19 protein-coding genes, 1 tRNA gene and 1 pseudogene are annotated in these 19,184 nt (G+C 62.5%); 14 read left to right on the forward strand and 7 right to left on the reverse strand.

Annotated elements, in window-relative coordinates:
* The first annotated feature begins 75 nt into the window (after nucleotides 1–75).
* The 8 genes and pseudogenes from QA642_RS20860 (at nucleotide 76) to QA642_RS20895 (ending at nucleotide 5,656) form a co-directional block, all read left to right on the forward strand.
* A complete protein-coding gene (locus QA642_RS20860; protein WP_283086285.1) occupies nucleotides 76–648 on the forward strand; it encodes a hypothetical protein in 573 nt (190 codons plus the stop codon).
* A 172-nt stretch (nucleotides 649–820) separates the two neighbouring features.
* The gene (locus QA642_RS20865; RefSeq protein ID WP_283086286.1) at nucleotides 821–1,309 is read left to right on the forward strand and encodes a hypothetical protein; all 489 of its coding nucleotides are present in this window, start codon (nucleotides 821–823) and stop codon (nucleotides 1,307–1,309) included.
* Nucleotides 1,310–1,463: 154 nt separating this feature from the next.
* Nucleotides 1,464–1,540 (forward strand) — tRNA-Arg (locus QA642_RS20870).
* A gap of 253 nt (nucleotides 1,541–1,793) precedes the next feature.
* Entirely contained in the window at nucleotides 1,794–1,952 is a 159-nt protein-coding gene (locus QA642_RS20875) for a hypothetical protein (RefSeq protein WP_283086287.1), read from the forward strand.
* A gap of 376 nt (nucleotides 1,953–2,328) precedes the next feature.
* Entirely contained in the window at nucleotides 2,329–3,765 is a 1,437-nt protein-coding gene (locus tag QA642_RS20880) for an IS1182 family transposase (protein ID WP_283079740.1), read from the forward strand.
* A gap of 236 nt (nucleotides 3,766–4,001) precedes the next feature.
* Nucleotides 4,002–4,331, forward strand: a pseudogene (locus tag QA642_RS20885) (DUF3302 domain-containing protein); the annotation flags it as partial.
* A gap of 183 nt (nucleotides 4,332–4,514) precedes the next feature.
* Nucleotides 4,515–5,264 carry a hypothetical protein gene (locus tag QA642_RS20890; protein ID WP_283087172.1) on the forward strand — a complete coding sequence of 250 codons (750 nt, stop codon included), beginning with the start codon at nucleotides 4,515–4,517 and terminating at the stop codon, nucleotides 5,262–5,264.
* Nucleotides 5,216–5,656: a hypothetical protein gene (locus tag QA642_RS20895; RefSeq protein WP_283086936.1), complete on the forward strand. Its 441-nt coding sequence runs from the start codon at nucleotides 5,216–5,218 to the stop codon at nucleotides 5,654–5,656. Before QA642_RS20890 ends, QA642_RS20895 begins: the two co-directional genes overlap by 49 nt.
* A 678-nt stretch (nucleotides 5,657–6,334) precedes the next feature.
* On the opposite strand, the gene QA642_RS20900 is transcribed toward QA642_RS20895, so the two are convergent.
* Both QA642_RS20900 and QA642_RS20905 read right to left on the reverse strand, forming a co-directional pair.
* Nucleotides 6,335–7,300, reverse strand: a complete 966-nt coding sequence (locus QA642_RS20900) for an AraC family transcriptional regulator (protein ID WP_283086288.1) — start codon at nucleotides 7,298–7,300, stop codon at nucleotides 6,335–6,337.
* Nucleotides 7,301–7,755: 455 nt separating this feature from the next.
* Complete coding sequence (locus tag QA642_RS20905; RefSeq protein ID WP_283086289.1) at nucleotides 7,756–8,034, reverse strand: hypothetical protein; 279 nt, start codon at nucleotides 8,032–8,034, stop codon at nucleotides 7,756–7,758.
* Nucleotides 8,035–8,363: 329 nt separating this feature from the next.
* Here QA642_RS20905 and QA642_RS20910 point away from each other — a divergent pair, with 329 nt between their 5' ends.
* Nucleotides 8,364–8,825, forward strand: coding sequence for a host attachment protein (locus QA642_RS20910; protein ID WP_283086290.1), 462 nt, complete (start codon nucleotides 8,364–8,366; stop codon nucleotides 8,823–8,825).
* 21 nt (nucleotides 8,826–8,846) lie between these two features.
* On the opposite strand, the gene QA642_RS20915 is transcribed toward QA642_RS20910, so the two are convergent.
* On the reverse strand, nucleotides 8,847–9,110 hold the full coding sequence (locus QA642_RS20915) for a hypothetical protein (RefSeq protein ID WP_283086291.1): 264 nt from the start codon (nucleotides 9,108–9,110) through the stop codon (nucleotides 8,847–8,849).
* A gap of 292 nt (nucleotides 9,111–9,402) precedes the next feature.
* On the opposite strand from QA642_RS20915, the gene QA642_RS20920 reads away from it, so the two are divergent.
* From QA642_RS20920 to QA642_RS20930, 3 genes are all read left to right on the forward strand, one after another.
* A complete protein-coding gene (locus QA642_RS20920; RefSeq protein WP_283086292.1) occupies nucleotides 9,403–9,849 on the forward strand; it encodes a hypothetical protein in 447 nt (148 codons plus the stop codon).
* Nucleotides 9,850–9,941: 92 nt separating this feature from the next.
* Nucleotides 9,942–10,814: a DMT family transporter gene (locus tag QA642_RS20925; protein ID WP_283086293.1), complete on the forward strand. Its 873-nt coding sequence runs from the start codon at nucleotides 9,942–9,944 to the stop codon at nucleotides 10,812–10,814.
* Between the two features lie 189 nt (nucleotides 10,815–11,003).
* Nucleotides 11,004–11,747 carry a hypothetical protein gene (locus QA642_RS20930; protein WP_283086294.1) on the forward strand — a complete coding sequence of 248 codons (744 nt, stop codon included), beginning with the start codon at nucleotides 11,004–11,006 and terminating at the stop codon, nucleotides 11,745–11,747.
* A gap of 58 nt (nucleotides 11,748–11,805) precedes the next feature.
* Here QA642_RS20930 and QA642_RS20935 read toward each other — a convergent pair whose 3' ends face one another.
* Both QA642_RS20935 and QA642_RS20940 read right to left on the reverse strand, forming a co-directional pair.
* Nucleotides 11,806–12,102: a histone gene (locus tag QA642_RS20935; protein ID WP_283086295.1), complete on the reverse strand. Its 297-nt coding sequence runs from the start codon at nucleotides 12,100–12,102 to the stop codon at nucleotides 11,806–11,808.
* A 66-nt stretch (nucleotides 12,103–12,168) separates the two neighbouring features.
* Nucleotides 12,169–13,560 carry a deoxyribodipyrimidine photo-lyase gene (locus QA642_RS20940; RefSeq protein WP_283086937.1) on the reverse strand — a complete coding sequence of 464 codons (1,392 nt, stop codon included), beginning with the start codon at nucleotides 13,558–13,560 and terminating at the stop codon, nucleotides 12,169–12,171.
* A gap of 168 nt (nucleotides 13,561–13,728) precedes the next feature.
* On the opposite strand from QA642_RS20940, the gene QA642_RS20945 reads away from it, so the two are divergent.
* Nucleotides 13,729–15,459, forward strand: a complete 1,731-nt coding sequence (locus QA642_RS20945; RefSeq protein ID WP_283086296.1) for a Cache 3/Cache 2 fusion domain-containing protein — start codon at nucleotides 13,729–13,731, stop codon at nucleotides 15,457–15,459.
* Between the two features lie 121 nt (nucleotides 15,460–15,580).
* Here QA642_RS20945 and QA642_RS20950 read toward each other — a convergent pair whose 3' ends face one another.
* Nucleotides 15,581–16,240 carry a peroxiredoxin gene (locus QA642_RS20950; protein WP_235545731.1) on the reverse strand — a complete coding sequence of 220 codons (660 nt, stop codon included), beginning with the start codon at nucleotides 16,238–16,240 and terminating at the stop codon, nucleotides 15,581–15,583.
* 380 nt (nucleotides 16,241–16,620) lie between these two features.
* Here QA642_RS20950 and QA642_RS20955 point away from each other — a divergent pair, with 380 nt between their 5' ends.
* Complete coding sequence (locus QA642_RS20955) at nucleotides 16,621–17,193, forward strand: hypothetical protein (RefSeq protein ID WP_283086297.1); 573 nt, start codon at nucleotides 16,621–16,623, stop codon at nucleotides 17,191–17,193.
* A gap of 51 nt (nucleotides 17,194–17,244) precedes the next feature.
* Here the strand turns inward: QA642_RS20955 and QA642_RS20960 are convergent, their stop codons facing one another.
* Complete coding sequence (locus QA642_RS20960) at nucleotides 17,245–19,101, reverse strand: alkaline phosphatase family protein (protein ID WP_283086298.1); 1,857 nt, start codon at nucleotides 19,099–19,101, stop codon at nucleotides 17,245–17,247.
* Nucleotides 19,102–19,184: the final 83 nt, after the last annotated feature.

Consider the following 19,184-nt stretch of genomic DNA (forward strand, 5'->3'; position numbering starts at 1 on the left):
AGTTCGTCTGCCGGATTAAGGTAAATAGCGGCCAGATCTGTCGTCGAACGGGCTGTGGTCGCTATCGGTGCAACGATGAACGCCAGGCTTGACCGTATCGGTTTGGGACGTTTCGCCGGGACCGGCGAGCGGCTGGCGCGGAGCGTGACGATCGCGAGCGTCTCATTCGGCCGCAGCCTTTTATGGTTGCTGGCGGCCATCATCGTCGGCTGCGGTGTCTGGATGCTGCTGCCTCTTTCCAAGAGCAACAGCGCCGAGCCGGCAAAGCCGGAGCTCGCATCTGTCGAGACGGCGCCTTCGGGTGATGCCGCAGCGGCGGTCACGCCGGCTTCTGAAGCCCAGGCGCCGGCGATGGCTGAACTCGGTCATCTCAGGATTTCATCGCAGACCTGGCGTCGCGGCGGCCTCGGCTCGAAGGCACTGGTGACGTTCACGCTGCGAAACGACAATGACTATGCCGTAAAGGATATCGAGATCGTTTGCGCATTCGCCCGACGCGACGGCAGCCATCTCACCGATCGCACCCGCGTGCTGGCCGAGCCGGTCAGCATGAAGAGCCGCAAGACGTTTGCGCGCGTCTCCGTCGGCTTCGTCAACGTGAACGCGGATCAAGCGAAATGTTCGCTTGTCGCAGCACGGCGCGCCTGAAAGACGGCGTCCTCCGGTAGCGGAAAAGTTACCGTCCGCAGCCTCCGCACCCCTTGGCCAAAAATCTTGGCGTTGCCACTTGAACCAAAGGGCTGAGCTAGGAACCAATTAGAGTATCGCCTGTTGAGGCGGAGTGCCCACGCGGGGATTGCGGGGGGGCGGAGTGCGGCCAATGCCCATCTTTCGGTATTTCGTTTATGTCGGTGGAGCTTTGCTCGCACTGTTGTTGGCGGTGAGCTACATGGCGCCGGCGGCGCCAGTGGCGCAGGCAGTTGCCACCGCAAGCAATGATCAACCCCTGATCCGGATCAGGTCCGATCGCCACCTGCCTGAGCGTGTCGTGCTCGACACCACCCAGCCGACGATTGCGGCGCCGGTGGTGAAGACGGCCGTGGCGGCGCCTCAGCCGCCGGACGCCGCGTCGGCAGCGGCCTTGGCGGAGATGTCGGCCAAGGCACGGGTGCGCGAGACCTTTGCCCAGTTTACCCCTGGTTCGAAGCCCGACGCCGCCAAGAAGCCGGCTCAGCCCAAGCGTAAGGTCGCCAGAGCGCATCCGGCTCCGCAGTATTATGGTGGGCCACAATATGGTGGGCCGCAGTATGGCCGGCCGATGATGGTGGCACAGCAGCCGCATTTCGGCCTCTTCAACACGACCTGGTGACAAGCCCGCTGTTACCCGCCTCCGCGGAGGCGGGAAGGGCTTTTTATTGGCCAGCCTCTCTGCTAATTCGAACCCGTCCGAACGCACCCGGTGCGCTGGCTCGCCAGCCTCGGTCCGGCGTTTCGCGGTTAACGGCCCAAACCCCCGGGCCAGGGCGCTCGTAGCTCAGCTGGATAGAGCATCGGATTTCGATTCCGAGGGTCGGAGGTTCGAATCCTTCCGAGCGCGCCACGAAATTCTCCAATCAGATCATACTATTACGCAGACTTCTTATTCTGTTCTTTCTCCTCATTCCGAATCCTATTTTCTGGCTCATTCCGATGACGCGTATCCGCGCCAGCCATCGGCTGGATGTGGTCTTCTTCCCGGATGACAAACCGAACGTTCAACCCAAAGGTCCGCACTTGGATGTCCCGCAACAAGGTGACCGCTGAAGAAATAGCGCACGTTTTCCACGTCGATGGCGAGGCGGTGGACGTGATCGTTGACACGGTGCCAGGCAAAGGCGCAGGCGATCAACGCCTACATGCCGACCGGCATCGCGGAGTTTCTGAAAACCGGTGAGTCGAAGTTTGCCGACAAGGTGGCGCGCGAAACCTGCAAAAAATTAGGCTGTTACGGCGAAACCAATCACGCAACGTAAATGAAAAAGCCGGGCAATGTGCTGAGTGGCTCGAAGAAAAGCGGCTGGACCGTTACTGGATGAAAACCGCGGCTGAACTCATCAAGGAGTTCATCGCTGAGGAAGTCACCCTCTGACAGTGGGCGCCATCGCCAAGACTACTAGACGCCACCCCGCCGCCACCGGACGAAGCGATCACAACAAGTGGGGCAGGACCTTCTCCAGCGACATCAATGATCCGTCGCTGCGGCGCTTCTCTGAGTCTAATTCCGCTTTCGGTGGCACAGCGGACGTAACTGGGCTCGCTGCTGGATCGCCCCAAACGAAAATGACCCTGGCTGTGTGAAAACGCTGTGCCGCTGCTATGATTCTCCGGTGATTCTTTTTGGGGGAATCGATGAGGCGCTTCGTTGAGGAGGCGGATCGTGGGCAATGCACGCTGTTGCCGGAATGCCTCGATGATTTCATTGACGAGAGTAATCCTGTCCGTGTGATCGATGCGTTTGTCGATGCGCTCGATTTGGCCGAGATGAGCTTCGAGGTTGAGCCGGCGGCGACCGGTCGGCCATCGTACCATCCCTCGGTTCTCTTGAAGCTCTACATCTATGGCTATCTGAACCGGGTGCAGTCGAGCCGGCGGCTCGAACGAGAAGCCGGACGCAATGTCGAACTGATGTGGCTGCTGGGTCGGCTCACTCCCGATCACAAGACGATTGCCGACTTCCGCAAGGACAATGGCCTGGCGCTGCGCAGGGTGTGTGCGCGCTTCGTTGAACTCTGCCGTGGGATGGGTCTCCTGACGACGGCGAGCGTTGCCATCGACGGCAGCAAGTTCAAAGCGGTGAACAACCGGGACAGGAACTTCACCCGGGCGAAGGTGGAGCGGCGACGCTCCCAGCTGGAGGAGAGCGTCGCGCGGTATCTAGGCCAACTTGACACGGCCGACCGGCAGGAGCCGACGGAGGCCCTGGCCACGAAGGTGACGAGGCTTACCGAAAAGCTGACGAAGCTGAAGGAGGAAATGGGCAAGCTTGCCGCTTACGAGAAGCAGATGCTTGCATCGCCTGACCAGCAAATCTCCTTGACTGATCCCGATAGCCGCTCGATGGCGACGAGCGGCCGCGGCTCCGGCGTCGTCGGCTACAATGTGCAGGTCGCCGTGGATACCGAGCACCATCTGATTGTGACGCATGAGGTAACGAACAGCGGCTCAGATCGGGCTCAACTGGCCAATATGGCAAAGCAGGCGAAAGAAGTGCTCCAGACCGATGCGCTCGAGGCCGTTGCCGATCGCGGCTACTTCAGCAGCGTGGAGATCCTCGCGTGCCACGAGGCCGGCATCACGGTAACTCTGCCCAAGCCACAGACGTCGGGTGCCAAGTCAGATGGGCGCTTCGGCAAGCAGGATTTTGTCTATTTGCCTGAAGAGGACGCCTATCGCTGCCCAGCTGGAGAGCAACTGCCTTATCGCTTCACGAGCGAGGAAGACGGGAAGCGGCTACGGCGCTACTGGACCACGGCCTGTCAAAATTGTTCGCTTAAATCGCAGTGCACGACAGGGCCAGAGCGGCGGATTCCACGATGGGAGCATGAGCATCTGCTCGAGGCTGTGCAGCAGCGTCTCGATGCAAACCCACAAGCCATGCGCCAGCGTCGAGAGACAGTCGAGCATCCGTTCGGCACGATGAAGGCCCGCATGGGAGCGACACACTTCCTCACCAAAACGCTTCCAAAAGTAGCCGCCGAAATGGCACTCTCGGTGCTGGCCTATAATCTGACACGGGTCATGAACATCGTCGGGATCAAGCCGCTGATCGCTGCGATCGGGGCCTGAGACACACGCGGCTCCCCGCTTCCGGGACCGACGCCCTTTGAGATCGTTTTTACACGGCCAAGACCCATAGGCGACATGCGGCAAATCTTTTCGCCGAGTTCCAGCTCTCTATAGGTTGATCTATGTCAAAGGCTGCTCCGGCCGGATTGCTACGCTATCGATTTCCCCAGTCATCACGCTGCAAAGGGAAGCTACTCGCAGCTCAGATACGCAGCCCAACCTGATTGTGAACGGGCATGGAAGATCCATTCCTGAATTACTTCGCACTGGGCTTGCTGTTTTTCGTGGTGATCGTGCTGGTGTACGGCATCATCGCGATCCACGACATTCCAGCGCGGATCGCGCACGCGCGTCATCATCCGCACCAGGACGCCATCCACGCCGCCGGTTGGATCAGCCTGTTCATGCTGCACCTGCTGTGGCCGTTCCTCTGGATTTGGGCGATGATGTATCGGCCGGATCGAGGCTGGGGCTTCGGTCACAAGCCGGGCGAGCCGGCCTCGCCAACGGAAGCGGTGGCTGAACTGGAGAAACTCAGGCGTCGAATGACGGAGGTCGAGGCCAGGCTCGAGCACAGGGACCCCGCAGTTCAATCGGGCAAAGGACAGCCTCAGCCTGCAATCGAGCAGCCGGGATCGTTGGCCTTGGCTGCCGAAGAAAGCGTTCCTGCGACGGACGCGGCTGCTGTGGAGAGCCGCGGCGGCCGCCGATAGCAGATGCGCTCTCAAAGCTCGGAGTGGAGGTCACTAATGGAACTCCTGCTCACGTTGACCTACGTGGCACTCTGCGTCGCTATCTTCAAGCTTTTCAGAATTCCGGTCAATCAATGGACGCTCGCGACAGCCGCACTCGGTGGCGTCTTCGGGCTTGCGCTGCTGTTCATAACGATGGCCTACAACCATCCATTTTCCACCAACGCGCGCATTTATTTCACGGTTACGCCGATATTGCCTTCCGTTCGAGGTCGGGTGATTGAAGTACCGGTCGAGTATCGTACCAACCAGCACCTCGACGCTGGAGAAGTTCTCTTCAAGATCGATCCCAAGCCTTACGAATATATCGTCGGGCAAAAGCGTGCCGGGCTGGCGGACGCCGAGGCCAATGTTGCCCAGCTCAAGGCATCCGTCGATCAGGCATCGGCAACGGTCGAAAAAGCGAAGGCCCAACTGCAGCTCGCGCAGGACAACTACGACCGACAATCGACGCTGTTCCAGAAAAACGTGTGGCGCAGGCAACGCTTGACACCGCAACGCGTAATCTCGATGCGTCAAAACAGACGGTTGCCGAGGCCGTCGCTGCAGAAGATCGTGCCCGGCAAGCGTATGGCGCGACCGTTGATGGTGAACACTCGGCCATCGTTCGCTTACGCAATGAGCTTGCCGATGCTCAATACGATCTGGACCAGACCGTTGTTCGAGCCCCTACAAGCGGTTTTGTCACCGAGCTGGCTCTGCGGCCGGGGGTGTACGTGGTTCCGGCGCCCTTCCGTCCAGCGATGATTTTCGTCAACGACACCCAAAGTGATCGGGCTTTGGTAGCGGCGTTCCAGCAGAACGCGCTGCAGCGCGTTCGTGTCGGCGACAACGCCGAAGTTCTGTTCAAAGCCATACCGGGTCGGGTCTTCAAGGCCAAGGTCAACCTCGTGATTGATGCGATTGCTGCTGGCCAGCTTCAAACCACGGGCGCGCTACGGAATGTCGAGGCGCTGCCCGAAGGCCGGGCTCTGGTCAAGCTGGACCTCGTCGATGACATCTCGGGTTACCAGGTGCCGCTTGGTTCGGGAGGCGAAGCCGCCATCTACACCGAGCATTTTCACGAGCTGTCGCTGCTGCGAAAAATCCTTCTGCGCATGCGAAGCTGGCAGAACTACGTCTTCCCTGAGAGCCTCTAGAAGATCGATGACGCGCACCTTCTGGGCTCGGCGGCGGCAAGGGCCTCTACACCGAATTTTTTTGGTGGCGCCAATCGCGTCAGGATTGGGTCGCGCGGATGCTCGATAAATCCTTTCGAGGCGAGCGCAGGGCGTGTGAGGCGCCACATTCGGTCTCGCCTAATTTGAATCGCTTGATCTGGATCAAGTACGAAGATCTGGAAGTCTCGCATGTAGAACCCGCAACTATCAACTATTGGCGAGGACAATCTCATGAAAAAGATGAGCGTGCTCGGAGCAATTTTGGTGGGAGCCACGATATTGTGCGCCGCGCCGATTTCAGTTCAGTGGTCGCAAGAGAAGGGCTTGTCCGTATCGTCGAACAATGCCTACGCCCGAGTAGGAAGACCGGCAACTGCAACGAGCGTCGCTGGCGTTGCGCGGAGAGCGGATCGACGGGCGGTGCGCCGCTGCGCAACGGGAGTTACCTGCTAGGGTTCAGACCCTCACTGTTGGATCTCGAGGACGCGACGCCTCGGCCTCAAAGAGCCGAAGGCGCTCCAATCTTCAGATTAGCCCTTGGTTACTACCGGGGCCGGAGCTTTGCCGATTGGGTATTTGCCGACCGGGGTTTTGCCAACGCGCCACTTACCAATTGGCGCAGTCTGGACAACTGGCTGCGGGCGGCCGCAAGGCCAGTCAGTCTGCCGAAAACCTGGTCTGCCGGCCCCGCGCCAGCGTGTCGGAGGGCGCTTCGTGGAACGTCGCGCGATAGGCCGCGGCGAACTCGCCGAGATGATGGAAACCCTGGGCGCGCGCGCATGTGGCGACGGTGGCGCCGCCGCCTTTGAGGAGCCGGGCGCGGGTGGCCCACAGCCTTTTGAGGCGGATGTACTGGTGAAGGCTCATGCCACGCACCTGGCTGACCGCGCCGCCGAGCGTGCGGATCGAGACGCCGAACTCACCGGCGAGATGGGCCGTGTAGATCGGGGCGGTCGGATAGGCTGCGACGTAGTCGTCGATCCGCTGCACCAGCTTGGCCGACCGGTCGGCCTGAACTGAGGCGCTCCGATGCGAGGGCGGCTCGATCCGGAACAAGTCATCGAGCGCGAGCAGCAGGCCTTCCTGGAGATGGGCGGCGGCCTCGGTGGTTTCGAACAGGAACGGCTGCACCGATGCGGTTCGCAGAATGTCGAGCAGCAGTTGGCGCGTGTGCAGCAGCGCGGGCCTGTTCGCGACATAGGCCCGCAGATCGTCGGCATGGTCGAACCAGCCCCGGTCTTTCAGGCCGGGTGAGAAGATGATCATCGCATAATGATTGGTCTGGGGTTCGACGAAATGGCACTCTTCGTTGCCGCGGAGCACAACGAAGAAGCGCGCGTCGAGATCCATTCCGTTGGCATTGGCCTGAAGGTCGTCGGTCATGGACAGGATCACCATCCCGCCCGGCATCCGATAGGCAGCGTCGAGGATGCGCGCGAACGACTTCATTACGATGATGCGGCATGCCGGCAGCGAAACGACGGCGCGGGCCGCGGCGAAGTTCGAGACGTCGAGCGGAATGCTTCTCGCGTCCTCCATCGACTCGATCGGCCGAAACGCATCGACGTCGGCAAAGCCGATCAGTTGAAGCGCGGAGGACGGGGCGAGGGCGTCGAACAACATAGGTCTGGCCGGCCGCTGCAATGTGACAATGAAATGAACGTCTGTACATTGCCATCAATGGCGAAACATCCGGCTTCAGTAAACCGGATTCCGGGCCGTAGTATTGCGGACATCATGCCAAGGGTGGTCAGGCCAATGTCACCGTCAACGTTCTCGGCTCATTGGCTGGCCCGAGGCAAGGTCGATGAAATGCAGCCGCGTGCAGGCGGGACAGGCGAAGGACGCAAAGCTGCGTCCCTCCTGTCTCTGCTGCCTCTCCAGATGCGTCTGCACGTTCATGCCCGTCTGCGGGCATCGAAAAACGATCAAATCGGCCATCGTCACAGAATGACGGCCTGGCGGATTTCCACTTTGATCTAGATCAGTTTTGTAAGCGCTCCAGGCGATCGCGCCGGTGCGCATAGGCAGTTTTCGATTCCGCAAAAGCGAAGGGGCCTCGAGGGCCCCTTCGAATGTCACCAGCGGCGATAGCCGCCGTAATAACCATAGTAGCGCGGGCCGTAATAGCGGGGCCCATAATACCGTGGGCCGTAATATGGCCGCGGTCCGTAATATCCATAATAGTTCGGGCGCCACCAGCACTGTCCCCAGGCGTTGCAGACCATGCGGACCTGCTCGACGTCGGAAACCTGCGGTGTCGCAGGCGCGGGCGCAATGGGCATGGCGGACGCCGCCGGCGATGCCGCGAGAGCACCGAACAGGGACGCGGCGACGAGGCCAATCTTGAGATTCATGATGTCTTCCTCTGCTTACGCGATGCAAGATATCGAAGTCGTTCTGATCAAATTGTGGCGGAACCGAAATGTAATGCTGATGAATAGATCTTCAGCCAGTCCGCCCCAGGCCTGACCTTCTTTAGTCTCGCCAGACTATCCCAGGTTCGCACGCATGACCAATGCAGCATCTGCGCTGCTATTGGCCCGCAGAACATCGCGGTCATGCTTGATCTTGCGCAATTCATCTGTGCGGCTTCATCCCTAGTCTTGTCGCTGTGGCCCAGTCTTTCGAGAAACGCGAAGGAGGGGCCCGCAAAATGCTTAGAGCTGTGCTTTGGAGCTGTGCAATGGACAAGATGAGATTGGACAAGGGTGACTGGCTGGTCGTGTGCGACGGGCGCAAGGCGCTCATTCTGGAAAACCTCGGCGACGGGATGTTTCCGAACCTCCACACCAGGGAGGTGCATGAGCAGCCCAATCCTGCGACCAGCGCGCAAGGGAGCGATGCCCCGGGGCGACTCCACGGTGCGGCCGGCGGGGCACGCAGCTCGGTCGAGCAGACCGACTGGCACGATGAGGCTGAGCGCGCCTTCCTGCGAAGCCTCGCCGGCCGGCTCGATGCCGCCATTAGTTCGGGCGAGACCTCGGCCCTGACCATGGTGGCTTCACCACGCGCGCTCGGCATGATCCGCGCCGACTATTCGGACGTCCTGCGCAAGGCGCTGCAAGGCGAGGTCGGCAAGGACCTGGTCAAGCTGCCGGTCTACGAGATCGAGAAGCAATTGCTGCGGTCGGGCGCCGGCCGATAGGGATGCCCGCGCTGGCGCCCCTCAGAAGCAGGGGTGCCGGCGGCGGTCCTGGCCGACATAGGCGGCGGCGCTCCGGTAGCAGTGGTTGGTCGACGGGCCGTCGTAAAAGGCGAAGGTGCCGGGGGTGATGCCGGGGCCATAATTGTGCAGATAGCTGATCGAGTAGGGCAGCGGGTTGGCGTAATAGCGGTGGTACCGGTGATGTCCCCGCGCCTCTGCAAGACCAGGGACCAGGATTGCGGCCGACAGGGCAGCAACTGCGGCTACAAGCGTCAACTTGCTCATCTCGATTCTCCGGAACCCCGCGAATAGGTCGCTCATCTATAGCCATTTCGGGCCGCCGGGGCACCCGTCCGGAGGCCCGAAAACGGGGCCAATCCCGCAGATTTCCGGGAGGGTGTGACAGAATTGCCGGAAACGGCCTCCAGGGCTGCCCATTTTTGGCCTTTTCGGAATGCTTAACAAATTCCCCACACAAGTATGACCAAAGAGAATTCGGCTAAGAAATCCTGTCGCCGGCCTTATGGGGCTCCTTTGAGGCCGATCCATTCCTGAAGGCTGTCGCCGTCACGCCGCCATGCGCATCACGCTTCTGAGTTTGCTGCTGCTCTTCGTCGCCGCCGCCACGCCGGCGCGGGCCGAGCTGCACATCACCCGCGATCACGGCGGTTATGTCGAGGAGTACAAGGTCAAGTACAAGCGCGTCCGCGACAAGGGCGAGCGCGTCATCATCGACGGCATCTGCAACTCGGCCTGCACCCTGGTGCTCGGCATCGTGCCGATGAACAAGATCTGCGTGACGCCGAAGGCGAGTCTCGGTTTCCACCAGGCCTATTACGACAAGGCATTCACCTTCGGCATCAAGGTCACCAGCGCAGAGGGGACGTCCGACCTGATGTCCTACTATCCGGACACTGTGAAGGATTGGATCCGACGCAATGGCGGGCTCACCACCGACATGAAGAAAATCAAGAACGGCGTCGAGCTCTGGAAGATCATCGATCCCTGTCCGGAAGAATGGTGAGCGGCTGAGCTGAGCCGCCTGCCGCAGTGCAGCACCCACTCAGGTACAAATTCGCATTGCCGCATAGGCCCCCATGAGGCATGAGGGCGGCAATGGACCATAATCAAGAAGCCCTGACCGCTCGCGCCGCGCCGATCCTGTTCGTGCTGCTTTGGAGCACCGGATTCATCGGCACCAAATACGTCATCAACAACGCCGATCCCTTGACCTACCTCGCCATCCGCATGGCGATCGTGGTCGGCCTGATGGTGATCATCGCAGCCATCGCGCGGCCGAAATGGCCGGACCGTGCCGGCATTGCGCATAGCGCAGTCGCCGGCATCCTCGTCCATGGCTTCTATCTCGGCGGCACCGCGATCGCGATCGCGCATTCGATCCCGGCCGGGCTCTCCGCGCTCATTCCAGGCCTTCAGCCGATCCTGACCTCGACCATCGCCAACCGCTGGCTCGGCGAGAAGGTGACGCCGGTGCAATGGGGCGGCCTCGTCCTGGGTCTCGGCGGCGTGGTGATGATCCTGCACAACCGCCCGATGACCGGCGAAGCCGGCCTCGGCTGGCTCGCCTCGGTCGTCTCGCTGATCAGCATCACACTCGGTACGCTGTACCAGCGCCGCTACTGCAACCACATCGACTGGCGCGCCGGCAATCTCGTGCAATACGTCTCCGTCACCATCTTCTTCGCAATCGGCGCCTTCCTGTTCGAGGACCGCGTGGTGCACTGGACGCGCGAGTTCATGCTCGCGCTGGCCTGGCTCGCGGTCGCGCTCTCGATCGGATCGATCGGGCTGCTGTACTGGCTGATCCGCCACGCCGCGGCGACCTCGGTCGCGAGCCTGTTCTATCTGGTGCCGGCGGTGACCGCGCTGATGGCCTATCTATTGTTCGGCGAAAAGCTCGATGCGCTGGCGATTGCCGGTATGGCGATGTGCGCAGCCGCGGTGTTTGTGGTCAACCGGCGGTTCTAAAGCGCGATGAATCGTCATCGCGCTTTAGGGTATTGTTTGAGCATGATCTTCTCGGAAAACCGCTGCGCACTTTTCCGGATCATGCTCTAGGCGGATGATGAGGTGCGGCGGAATACATCCCTGACGTGCGGGCCGCGTCCGTGTTAGGTTGAGCACATTTCAGCTTCCCCTTTCGCAACGGTGATTGCCATGAAGAAGGCGAGACGTGCGCTGCTCGGCCGATCCCTGAAGCCGGTCCGGATTGCCTGCATCAATTACGCGGAGGAGTCGATCAGCGGCCGCATGATGAGCCGGCTCACCGCGGCGCTGCAGAAATGCTACGACAAGCACTTCCTCCCCGTATGGGGCTATCCGGTCGATCTCTACGTCACCCGGACGCCGAAGCCGGCGGATTGGCAGCTGGTCTATTTCGACGATGCCTCGCACAAGAACATGCTCGGGCGTCACGAGCTGACCCATCGCGGCCAGCCGATCTCGAAAATATTCGTCAAGGCGCTCGGCGACGAGCCGGTCAGCGTCGCTGCCTCGCACGAGCTGTTTGAGATGGTGCTCGACCCCATGGCCAATCTCTGGGCCGACAAGAATCCGAACACCCAGTATGCCTATGAGGTCTGCGACGCCGTGGAGGAGGATTCCTTCCGCGTCGGCGGCTTCGAGATGTCGAACTTCGTCTACCCGTCCTGGTTCGAGCCGTTCAAGCATCCCCGCGGCACCAAGTTCGATCACAAGGGCACACTAAAGGAGCCGTTTTCGATGACCGAGGGCGGCTACGTCATCAAGAAGGTCAACGGCAGGAAGGTGATCAAGGCGTTCGGCTCACCCGCGAAGCGACGGCGCTTCAACGCCGAAGACCGGCGCGGCCATCGCAGCGAATTCCGCGATCCGCAAGGAGAGCATCACCCGGGCCGGCGGGCGGATAAAAGGCGAGGGTAGGTCTTGCAGGAGCCGTCTCCGGGCGCGCCCGCACCTGGAGACGTGCTCGGGCTTGCGATCAGCGCTTGGACTTCTTGGCCTTCTTTTTCTTTTTTGCGACCTTCTTCGCGGATTTCTTCACCGCCTTCTTTGCGGTCTTCTTGGCGGTCTTCTTGGCCGCCTTCTTCGACGATTTCTTTGCAGCCTTCTTCGAAGACTTCTTCGCCTTCTTCTTCTTCGGCGCTACTTTCTTTGCGACCTTCTTGGCGGCCTTCCTGACCTGCTTGACGGCAGTGACTGCGGCATCCTTGGTCGTTTCCACGGCGGCGGTGATGCTCTCCATCGCCTGTTCGGTGATCGGCTTCTCGTCGTCCATATCGTCCCCCACGGTTTGTATGGAGCGATGACGATAGCCGGTTTCATGATTGTGTCAAAGCAACGCTCAACCTCTGCGGATCTTTGCGTAGGCGGCGAGCGCGCGCTCGCGTCCCTTCGCATGATCGATGAGCGGCCGCGGATAGGTCTTGCCGAGCGTGATGCCGGCGCTCGCGAGTTCGATTGGCGTTGCCTGCCACGGCTGGTGGATCAGCTTGGCCGGCAAGTCTTTCAGCTCAGGCACCCAGCGCCGGACATAGGTTCCATCAGGATCGAACTTCTCGCCCTGGAGTGTTGGGTTGAACACGCGGAAGTAGGGCGCGGCATCGGCGCCGCAGCCGGCGATCCATTGCCAGTTGGCGGGATTGCTGCCGGCATCCGCATCGACCAGCGTGTCCCAGAACCAGCTCTCGCCGTCGCGCCAGTCGATCAGGAGGTGCTTGACCAGGAAGGACGCGACCACCATCCGGACCCGGTTGTGCATCACGCCAGTGCGCCAGAGCTCGCGCAGGCCGGCATCGACGATCGGGTAGCCGGTAGCCCCGCGCTGCCAGGCGGCGAGCGCTTTCTTACCGCCCTTCCAGGGGAAGCCGTCGAAGTTGGCTTGCAGGTTTTCGGCGGCGAGGCCCGGATGGTCGTGCAGCAGATGGCGGCAGAACTCGCGCCAGCCGAGCTCGCTCAGGAATTTTTCGATACCCGGCCCGAGCGCGGGATCCTCCGCCGCTGCAAAGCGTGCGGCGTGCCAGACCTGGCGCGGGCTGAGCTCGCCGAACCTGAGATGCGGCGACAGGCCTGAAGTGCCCTGGCGGTCTGGACGGTCGCGGTCGCCGACATAGGAGCGGGCGATGTGCTTGAGGAAGTCGCGCAGCCTCATGCGGGCCGCGGCTTCGCCCGGCGTCCATGTTTCGCGTAGGCCGCCCGCCCAGTCCGGCTTGGCCGGCTCGAGCTTCCAGCTCTCCAATGGGTCGCTGGCGATCGTCGGCGCAGGGCCCAGCTGCTTCGGTGCGGGGAGCGGCTTGGGCGGATCGCCGAGTGACAGCACGCGCCGCCAGAACGGCGTGAACACGCGCAGGCCCCGGCCTTCCTTGTTGCGGATCGCAGAAGGCCGGACCAGCAGGTCGCCGGGAAAGCTTTGCGAGTCGACGCCGAGCTTGGCCAGCGCCGCTTCGAGCTGGCTCTCAACAGCCTGGTGCGGCGCCTGCTCGACCGTATTCCAATAGACGGCGCGGGCGCCGCTCTCGCGCGCCGTTTCGGAGATCACCTTGGCCGCCGGGCCCCTGCGCAGGATCAGCGAGCCGCCGCGCGCGGCGATCTCGGCGCCGAGCGCCCCCAGCGACTGCGCCAGCCACCAGCGTGCCGCGCCGCCCGGCGCTCGTCCGGCCGCATCGTCCAGCACATAGAGGCAGATCACCGGCGCGTCCGTCTTGGCGGCAGCTTGGAGCGCGGGGTGATCGGACAGGCGGAGGTCATCGCGGAACCAGACGATGACAGGCGGCGCGCTTGGCGGGGTCAGGAGGGCCTCGTTTACAATTTGGAAACCATGCCGCGGGCGGCCCTGTGAACCGTCGTTAATGGGGCCGTAAGTCGATTGCACGAATATGCAGGAATTACGGGGGTCATTCCATTCATGTCCAGACTTTCAACGGCGAAGTTCTTGCCGCGGTTCAAGCTCGGCACCAAGGCCGTGCTGTGCGCGGTGTTGCTGATCGCCGTGAACACGGCGCTGGTGGTCGGTGCGGGCTATTGGTCGCTCACCTCCGCCTTCAATGATCGCGCGCTCCGCGACATCGAGGTCAATCTGCGCACGCTGGCGCTGGCTTTTGCCGAGATCGTTCCCGACGCCAAGATCACGGTGAGGGACGGCGCGGTGGTGCGCGCCGAGATCCCCAAGATGCCCGAATTCAGGGATCACGCCATCGTCGATCGCGCGGTGTCCTATGTCGGCGGCAACGCGACACTGTTCGTCTTTGACGATGCGAGCGGGCAGTTCGTGCGCCGCTCGACCAATGTGAAGAAGGAGAATGGCGAGCGCGCCGTCGGCACCCAGCTCGCCGCCGATCATCCGGGCCAGGCGCTGCTGCGCCGCGGCGAAGCCTATAAGGGGCCTGCCACACTGTTCGGCAAGTCCTTCATGACCGCCTATTTCCCGGTCGTGGACGGGGCCGGCAAGGTCGCCGGCATTCTCTATGTCGGCATCCCCATGGCCCAGTTCGAGAGCATGCTGGCCCGGGCAATCGAGAGCATGGCGGCCGCCGCCGGCCTTGCCGCGCTGCTGGTGCTGGTCCTGACCCTCGTGATCGTCCGCCGCGTCACCCGGCCGCTCACCTCGGTCGCGCGCTCGCTCACGGCATTGGCCGAGGGTTCGAGCAACGTCACGATCGAGTGCGAGGATCGCGCCGACGAGATCGGCGAGATCGCCCGCACGGTGGCGGTGTTCAAGAGCAATTCGCTGGAGCGGGCGCGCCTGCGCGGCGAGCAGGCGGCGGCTTCAGCGGCCGCAGCCGAACAGCGCAAGGCGGAGCTGCGCAATTTCGTCGAGGAGTTCCGCGGCAGCGTCGGCGGCATCCTCGACAAGGTGCTGACATCGTCAGGCGAATTCGAACGGGTGGCGCGGCAGCTCACCGACACCGCGCGCTCGACGGCAGAGCTGTCGGCGCACTCGGCCGGGGCGTCCGAAAGCGCCTCCGAGCACGTCCGCTCGGCAGCGTCGGCCTCCGACGAATTGTCCCAGTCGATCTCCGAGATCACCCGGAGGGTGCAGGAATCGAGCGAGATCTCCGCCGAGGCGGTGCGGCAGGCCGAAGCGACCGACCAGCGCATCGCGCAGCTCTCCGAGGCGGGCGCGCGTATCGGGGACGTCGTCAAGCTGATCACCTCGATCGCCGAGCAGACCAACCTTTTGGCGCTCAACGCCACCATCGAGGCGGCCCGCGCGGGCGATGCCGGTCGCGGTTTTGCGGTGGTGGCCCAGGAGGTCAAGACACTCGCCGGCCAGACTGCCAAGGCGACCGACGAGATTTCGAACCAGATCGCCAGCATGCAGCTTGCAACCGAGGAATCGGTCGCCGCGGTCAAGGGGATCGGCCAGACCATCGAGCGCATCAGCGGCATCGCGAGCTCGATCTCGGCTGCGGTCGAGCAGCAGCGGAGCGCGACCCATAACATCGCGGCCAGCGTGCGCGCCGCGGCCTCGGGCACAGCGGATGTTGCGGTCAATGTCCGGCACGCCGCCAAGGGCGCGAGCGAGACAGGCGAGACCTCGAGCCGGATGTTTGCATCGGCCCAGGCGCTGTCGGGCGAGAGCCTGCATCTGAAGGCCGAGGTCGACGGCTTTCTGGACCGCGTGCACGCGGCGTAATGTGAACTGACACCGTCATTCCGGGGCGGTCCGAAGGACCGAGCTCTGGTGCGCAATTGCGCACCAAAGAATCTCGAGATCCCGGGTCTGGTCCTTCGGACCATCCCGGGATGACAGTAAGTTACTTCGGCTGCGGCACGATGCGGATGTAGGGCTTCGGCTCTTTCCAGCCCTGCGGGTAGATCGTCTTGGCCTCATCGTTCGAGACCGAGCCCGCGATGATGACGTCCTCGCCCTGCTTCCAGTCTGCGGGGGTCGCGACGCGGTGCTTGGCGGTCATCTGAAGCGAGTCGATCACGCGCAGGATCTCCTGGAAGTTCCGGCCCGTGGTCATCGGATAGACCAGCACCAGCTTGATCTTCTTGTCCGGCCCGATGATGAAGACGTTGCGGACGGTCTGGTTGTCGGCAGGCGTGCGGGTGAGGGGATCGCCCGAGGTCGAAGCCGGCAGCATCTCATAGAGCTTCGAGACGTTGAAATCGGTGTCGCCGATCATCGGATAGTTGGGAGCCGCGCCCTGTGTCTCCTTGATGTCCTCGGACCATTTGGCGTGGCGGTCGACCGGGTCGACCGACAGGCCCATCAGCTTGACGCCGCGCTTGTCGAATTCCGGCTTCAGCTTGGCGAGTGCGCCGAGCTCGGTCGTACAAACCGGCGTGAAGTCCTTGGGGTGCGAGAACAGGAGCGCCCAGCTGTTGCCGATCCAGTCGTGGAACTTGATCTTCCCTTCGGTGGTCTCAGCTTCGAAGTCGGGTGCGGTGGCGCCGATCGGAAGTGTCATGGTTCTACCTCATCACATTGAATTTGCTTGTGAATTTGTCCTGGCCGTCATCGTCAGTATAGGCTGTGAGCGAGCTCAAGTGAACCGGCTCAAGTAAAATGTGAATTCCTTCTCTGAAGGGCCCATGTCCTAGCACCTTTCTGTTACAGGGGCGCCTGCGGCGAAACATCTCCACCGGGGCCGCACGGTCTCAATTGCCCCGATAAAGCCTTTTATGACCCGCATCACGCCCGCCCGACGCTCTCCGGAACCGAAATGGTCCTCGTAGCGACTAATCGGCAACCATCGAGAAAAGTCGCGATCCCCGTAGCCAATCATTAACCACCCCTTTACGCCCGCATGAAAATGCTGGCCGGTCAGAAGAAATCTGGAAGTGAACTATGTCTGCCCCTGCGCCTAAGTCTGTTGAGTCGCCGTCCCTCGAGCCGTCCTGCCGCGATACCGCAGCCCACGCACTGACCATCGTGCGCGACGGCGTGATCACGGGCGAAGGCCCGACCACCAAGGGCCGGGTCCATTTCTCCCGCGCGCTCGATGCCGACGACACCGCCTGGTGCGCCCGCATCCTGACCGCCGCCGCCGTCAACGACCAGCCGGTCAGCCGCAATGAGGCCGAAGTCCTGTTCGAGATCAACGAGGCCGCAACCGAACGCACCGATGGCGGACGCTTCGACGACCTCCTGGCCAAGGCTGTTGCCCATTACGCAGCCAGCGCCTCGGGGCTGAAAGTGCCGCCGCGCAGCGTCGCGCTTGCGGCCGAGACCGACATCGAGAGCTGGGCGCCGGCCTACGCCTCCAAGGTCAACAGCGAGATGCTGGAGTGGATCGCCGGCCAGATGCGCGGCAAGCGCCACAACAACCGTCGCCTGATGGCGATGGTGGCGACCTTCCTCGGCGCCACCGCGCTGCCTCTGGCGGGCCAGCTGCCGAACGTGTTCGACATCGGCATGTGATAGAACGAGCTATTGTCGCGCCCCTTGCGGGGCGCGAGCTAAGCGGCGGGGTTACTTCCCCGCCGTTTTTTGTTTGCCGGTGTCCGGCTCGAGGCCGAGGGTGCGGCCGGGGAAGCCTGCGGCGTCGAAATAACGCTGGCTGCCGACGCGCTGCACGTTGAGCACGGTCTCCAGACCGTTCTCGGACTTCTTCTTCGACCGCTCCACGGTCTTGTAGGCCTTCGGCACGATGCCGTTCGGTAGCGCCTCCGACATCACACGGCCGACGAGGCCCCCGTTGCCCGAGCTGCGCAGGCCGAGGAGCTGGGCCGCGGTCATGCCGACGTCGGCATTGCTGACCGGGATCTCGCTGACATAGGCGGTTTTGAAGTCCGGACCGATGGCGGCCATGAAGTTCATGGTGTCGCCGCGGCTGAAGCTGCCATGCATGCCCTGGCCCTGGCGCAGCACGGTGTCGGCGACCTGCACCGAGCAGTTGGTCGGCGCCTCGCCGCACTCGCTGGCATAGGACCGGAAGTTGACGACGATCGCCGGTGTCGGCGTCGCCGACTTGCCGCGCAGGTTGATGCTCGACAGCGGCAGCGTGCCGGGGAAGCGGCCGAGGGAGTCGTCGACGAACAGGCCCGAGACGTAGTCCTGCTCGAGCAGCGCCTTGATCGTCTTCGCGGCGAGCTTCTTGTCCTTGTTGGGCAGGTAGATCAGGTCCGAGCCGCCATTGGTGGCGATGACGAGATCGGGTTTCTCGGGATTGGCTCCGAGCACGCCGTTGCCGGCTTTGGGATGCTTGTTGCCTTCGACCTTGGCGTTCTTGTCGTTGGGGTCGAACAGCGGCAGGTCGAGCGCCTTGGCGAGATCGATCGCCAAAAAGCCCATCGGCAAGAAGTCCTTCGGCGTGTCGTCATAGCTCAGCTTGACCGAGGGGCTGGTCTTGCTCTCCTTGGAGATGGTCGAGAAGCCGTGGTCGGCCTGGATCATGATGTTGGTGTTGGCGGCAAGGCCAAGCTCGTCCAGCGCCTTGCGGATCTGGGCGAGGTTGTTGTCGGCGTTCTTGATGCTCGCCATCGTGCTCGGGCCGTTGATGCCCGGCATGATCTGGTTGAGGCTGTCGCCCTGGTTATGCTGGGTGCCATCAGGGTCGCGCGACCAGAACACCAGCACGAACGGCTTGTTGCGCGCCTTGAACATCGGCAGCACCACCTTGGCGGCGACGTCGGCGAAATAGGCCTGCTGGGCGACGTTGGCGACCGTGGTGCCCGGCGTCTTGGCATCGCCCGCCTTGCCGTTGTCGCCACGGCTCGGGGTGGTGAGGGGCAGGTTCGCCTTGGTGAGCGCGTCCTTCATCTCGTCCGAGAGCGCCACACCGTTCTTGCCGCCGGTGGAATCGTCGATGACGACCGAGTGCTGGCCCGGCTTCTCGGGATGGTCGGTGTGGTCGAACTGATAGGTCGGGCCGACCTTGCCGATCGCCGCGGTGCTGAGGCCCTTGTCGCGGGCCATCTTCAGGATGGTCTCTTCGTTGAGATAGTCGCCCTTGAAATGCTCGTCGATGTCGCCGAGGACGGCGTCGTTCTCGATGAAGGGGACCACGGTGTCGCCGGCGGGGACGGAGGTGTAGTTGGTCCAGATCGTGTTGGAGAACACGCCGGTATCGCCGAGATAATGGCCGGTCGAGATCGCCGAGCCGTTCGCCATGGTGAAGGTCGGGAACAGCGAGTGCGAATTCTTGAAGTTGACGCCCTTGTCGCGGACCTCGGCCATTGCGGGTGCCGTCTCCGGCGTCACCTTCAGCGCGCGCAGGCCGTCCGGAATGAACAGGATCAGGTTGCGGGGCGTGTTGTTCTGGGCGGAGGCAAATCCGGTGGACAGTACTGTCAGTCCGGCTGACAGCAACACCAGTGAACGGCGCATCGTGGTCTCCTAGCGGTGAGGCGGCATGGCCGCCGACCGCGGCCCCCGCCTTCGTTTAGTTTTGCTGTATGACAGTTTTGTTA

Source organism: Bradyrhizobium sp. CB2312 (assembly GCF_029714425.1).
Lineage (GTDB): Bacteria > Pseudomonadota > Alphaproteobacteria > Rhizobiales > Xanthobacteraceae > Bradyrhizobium.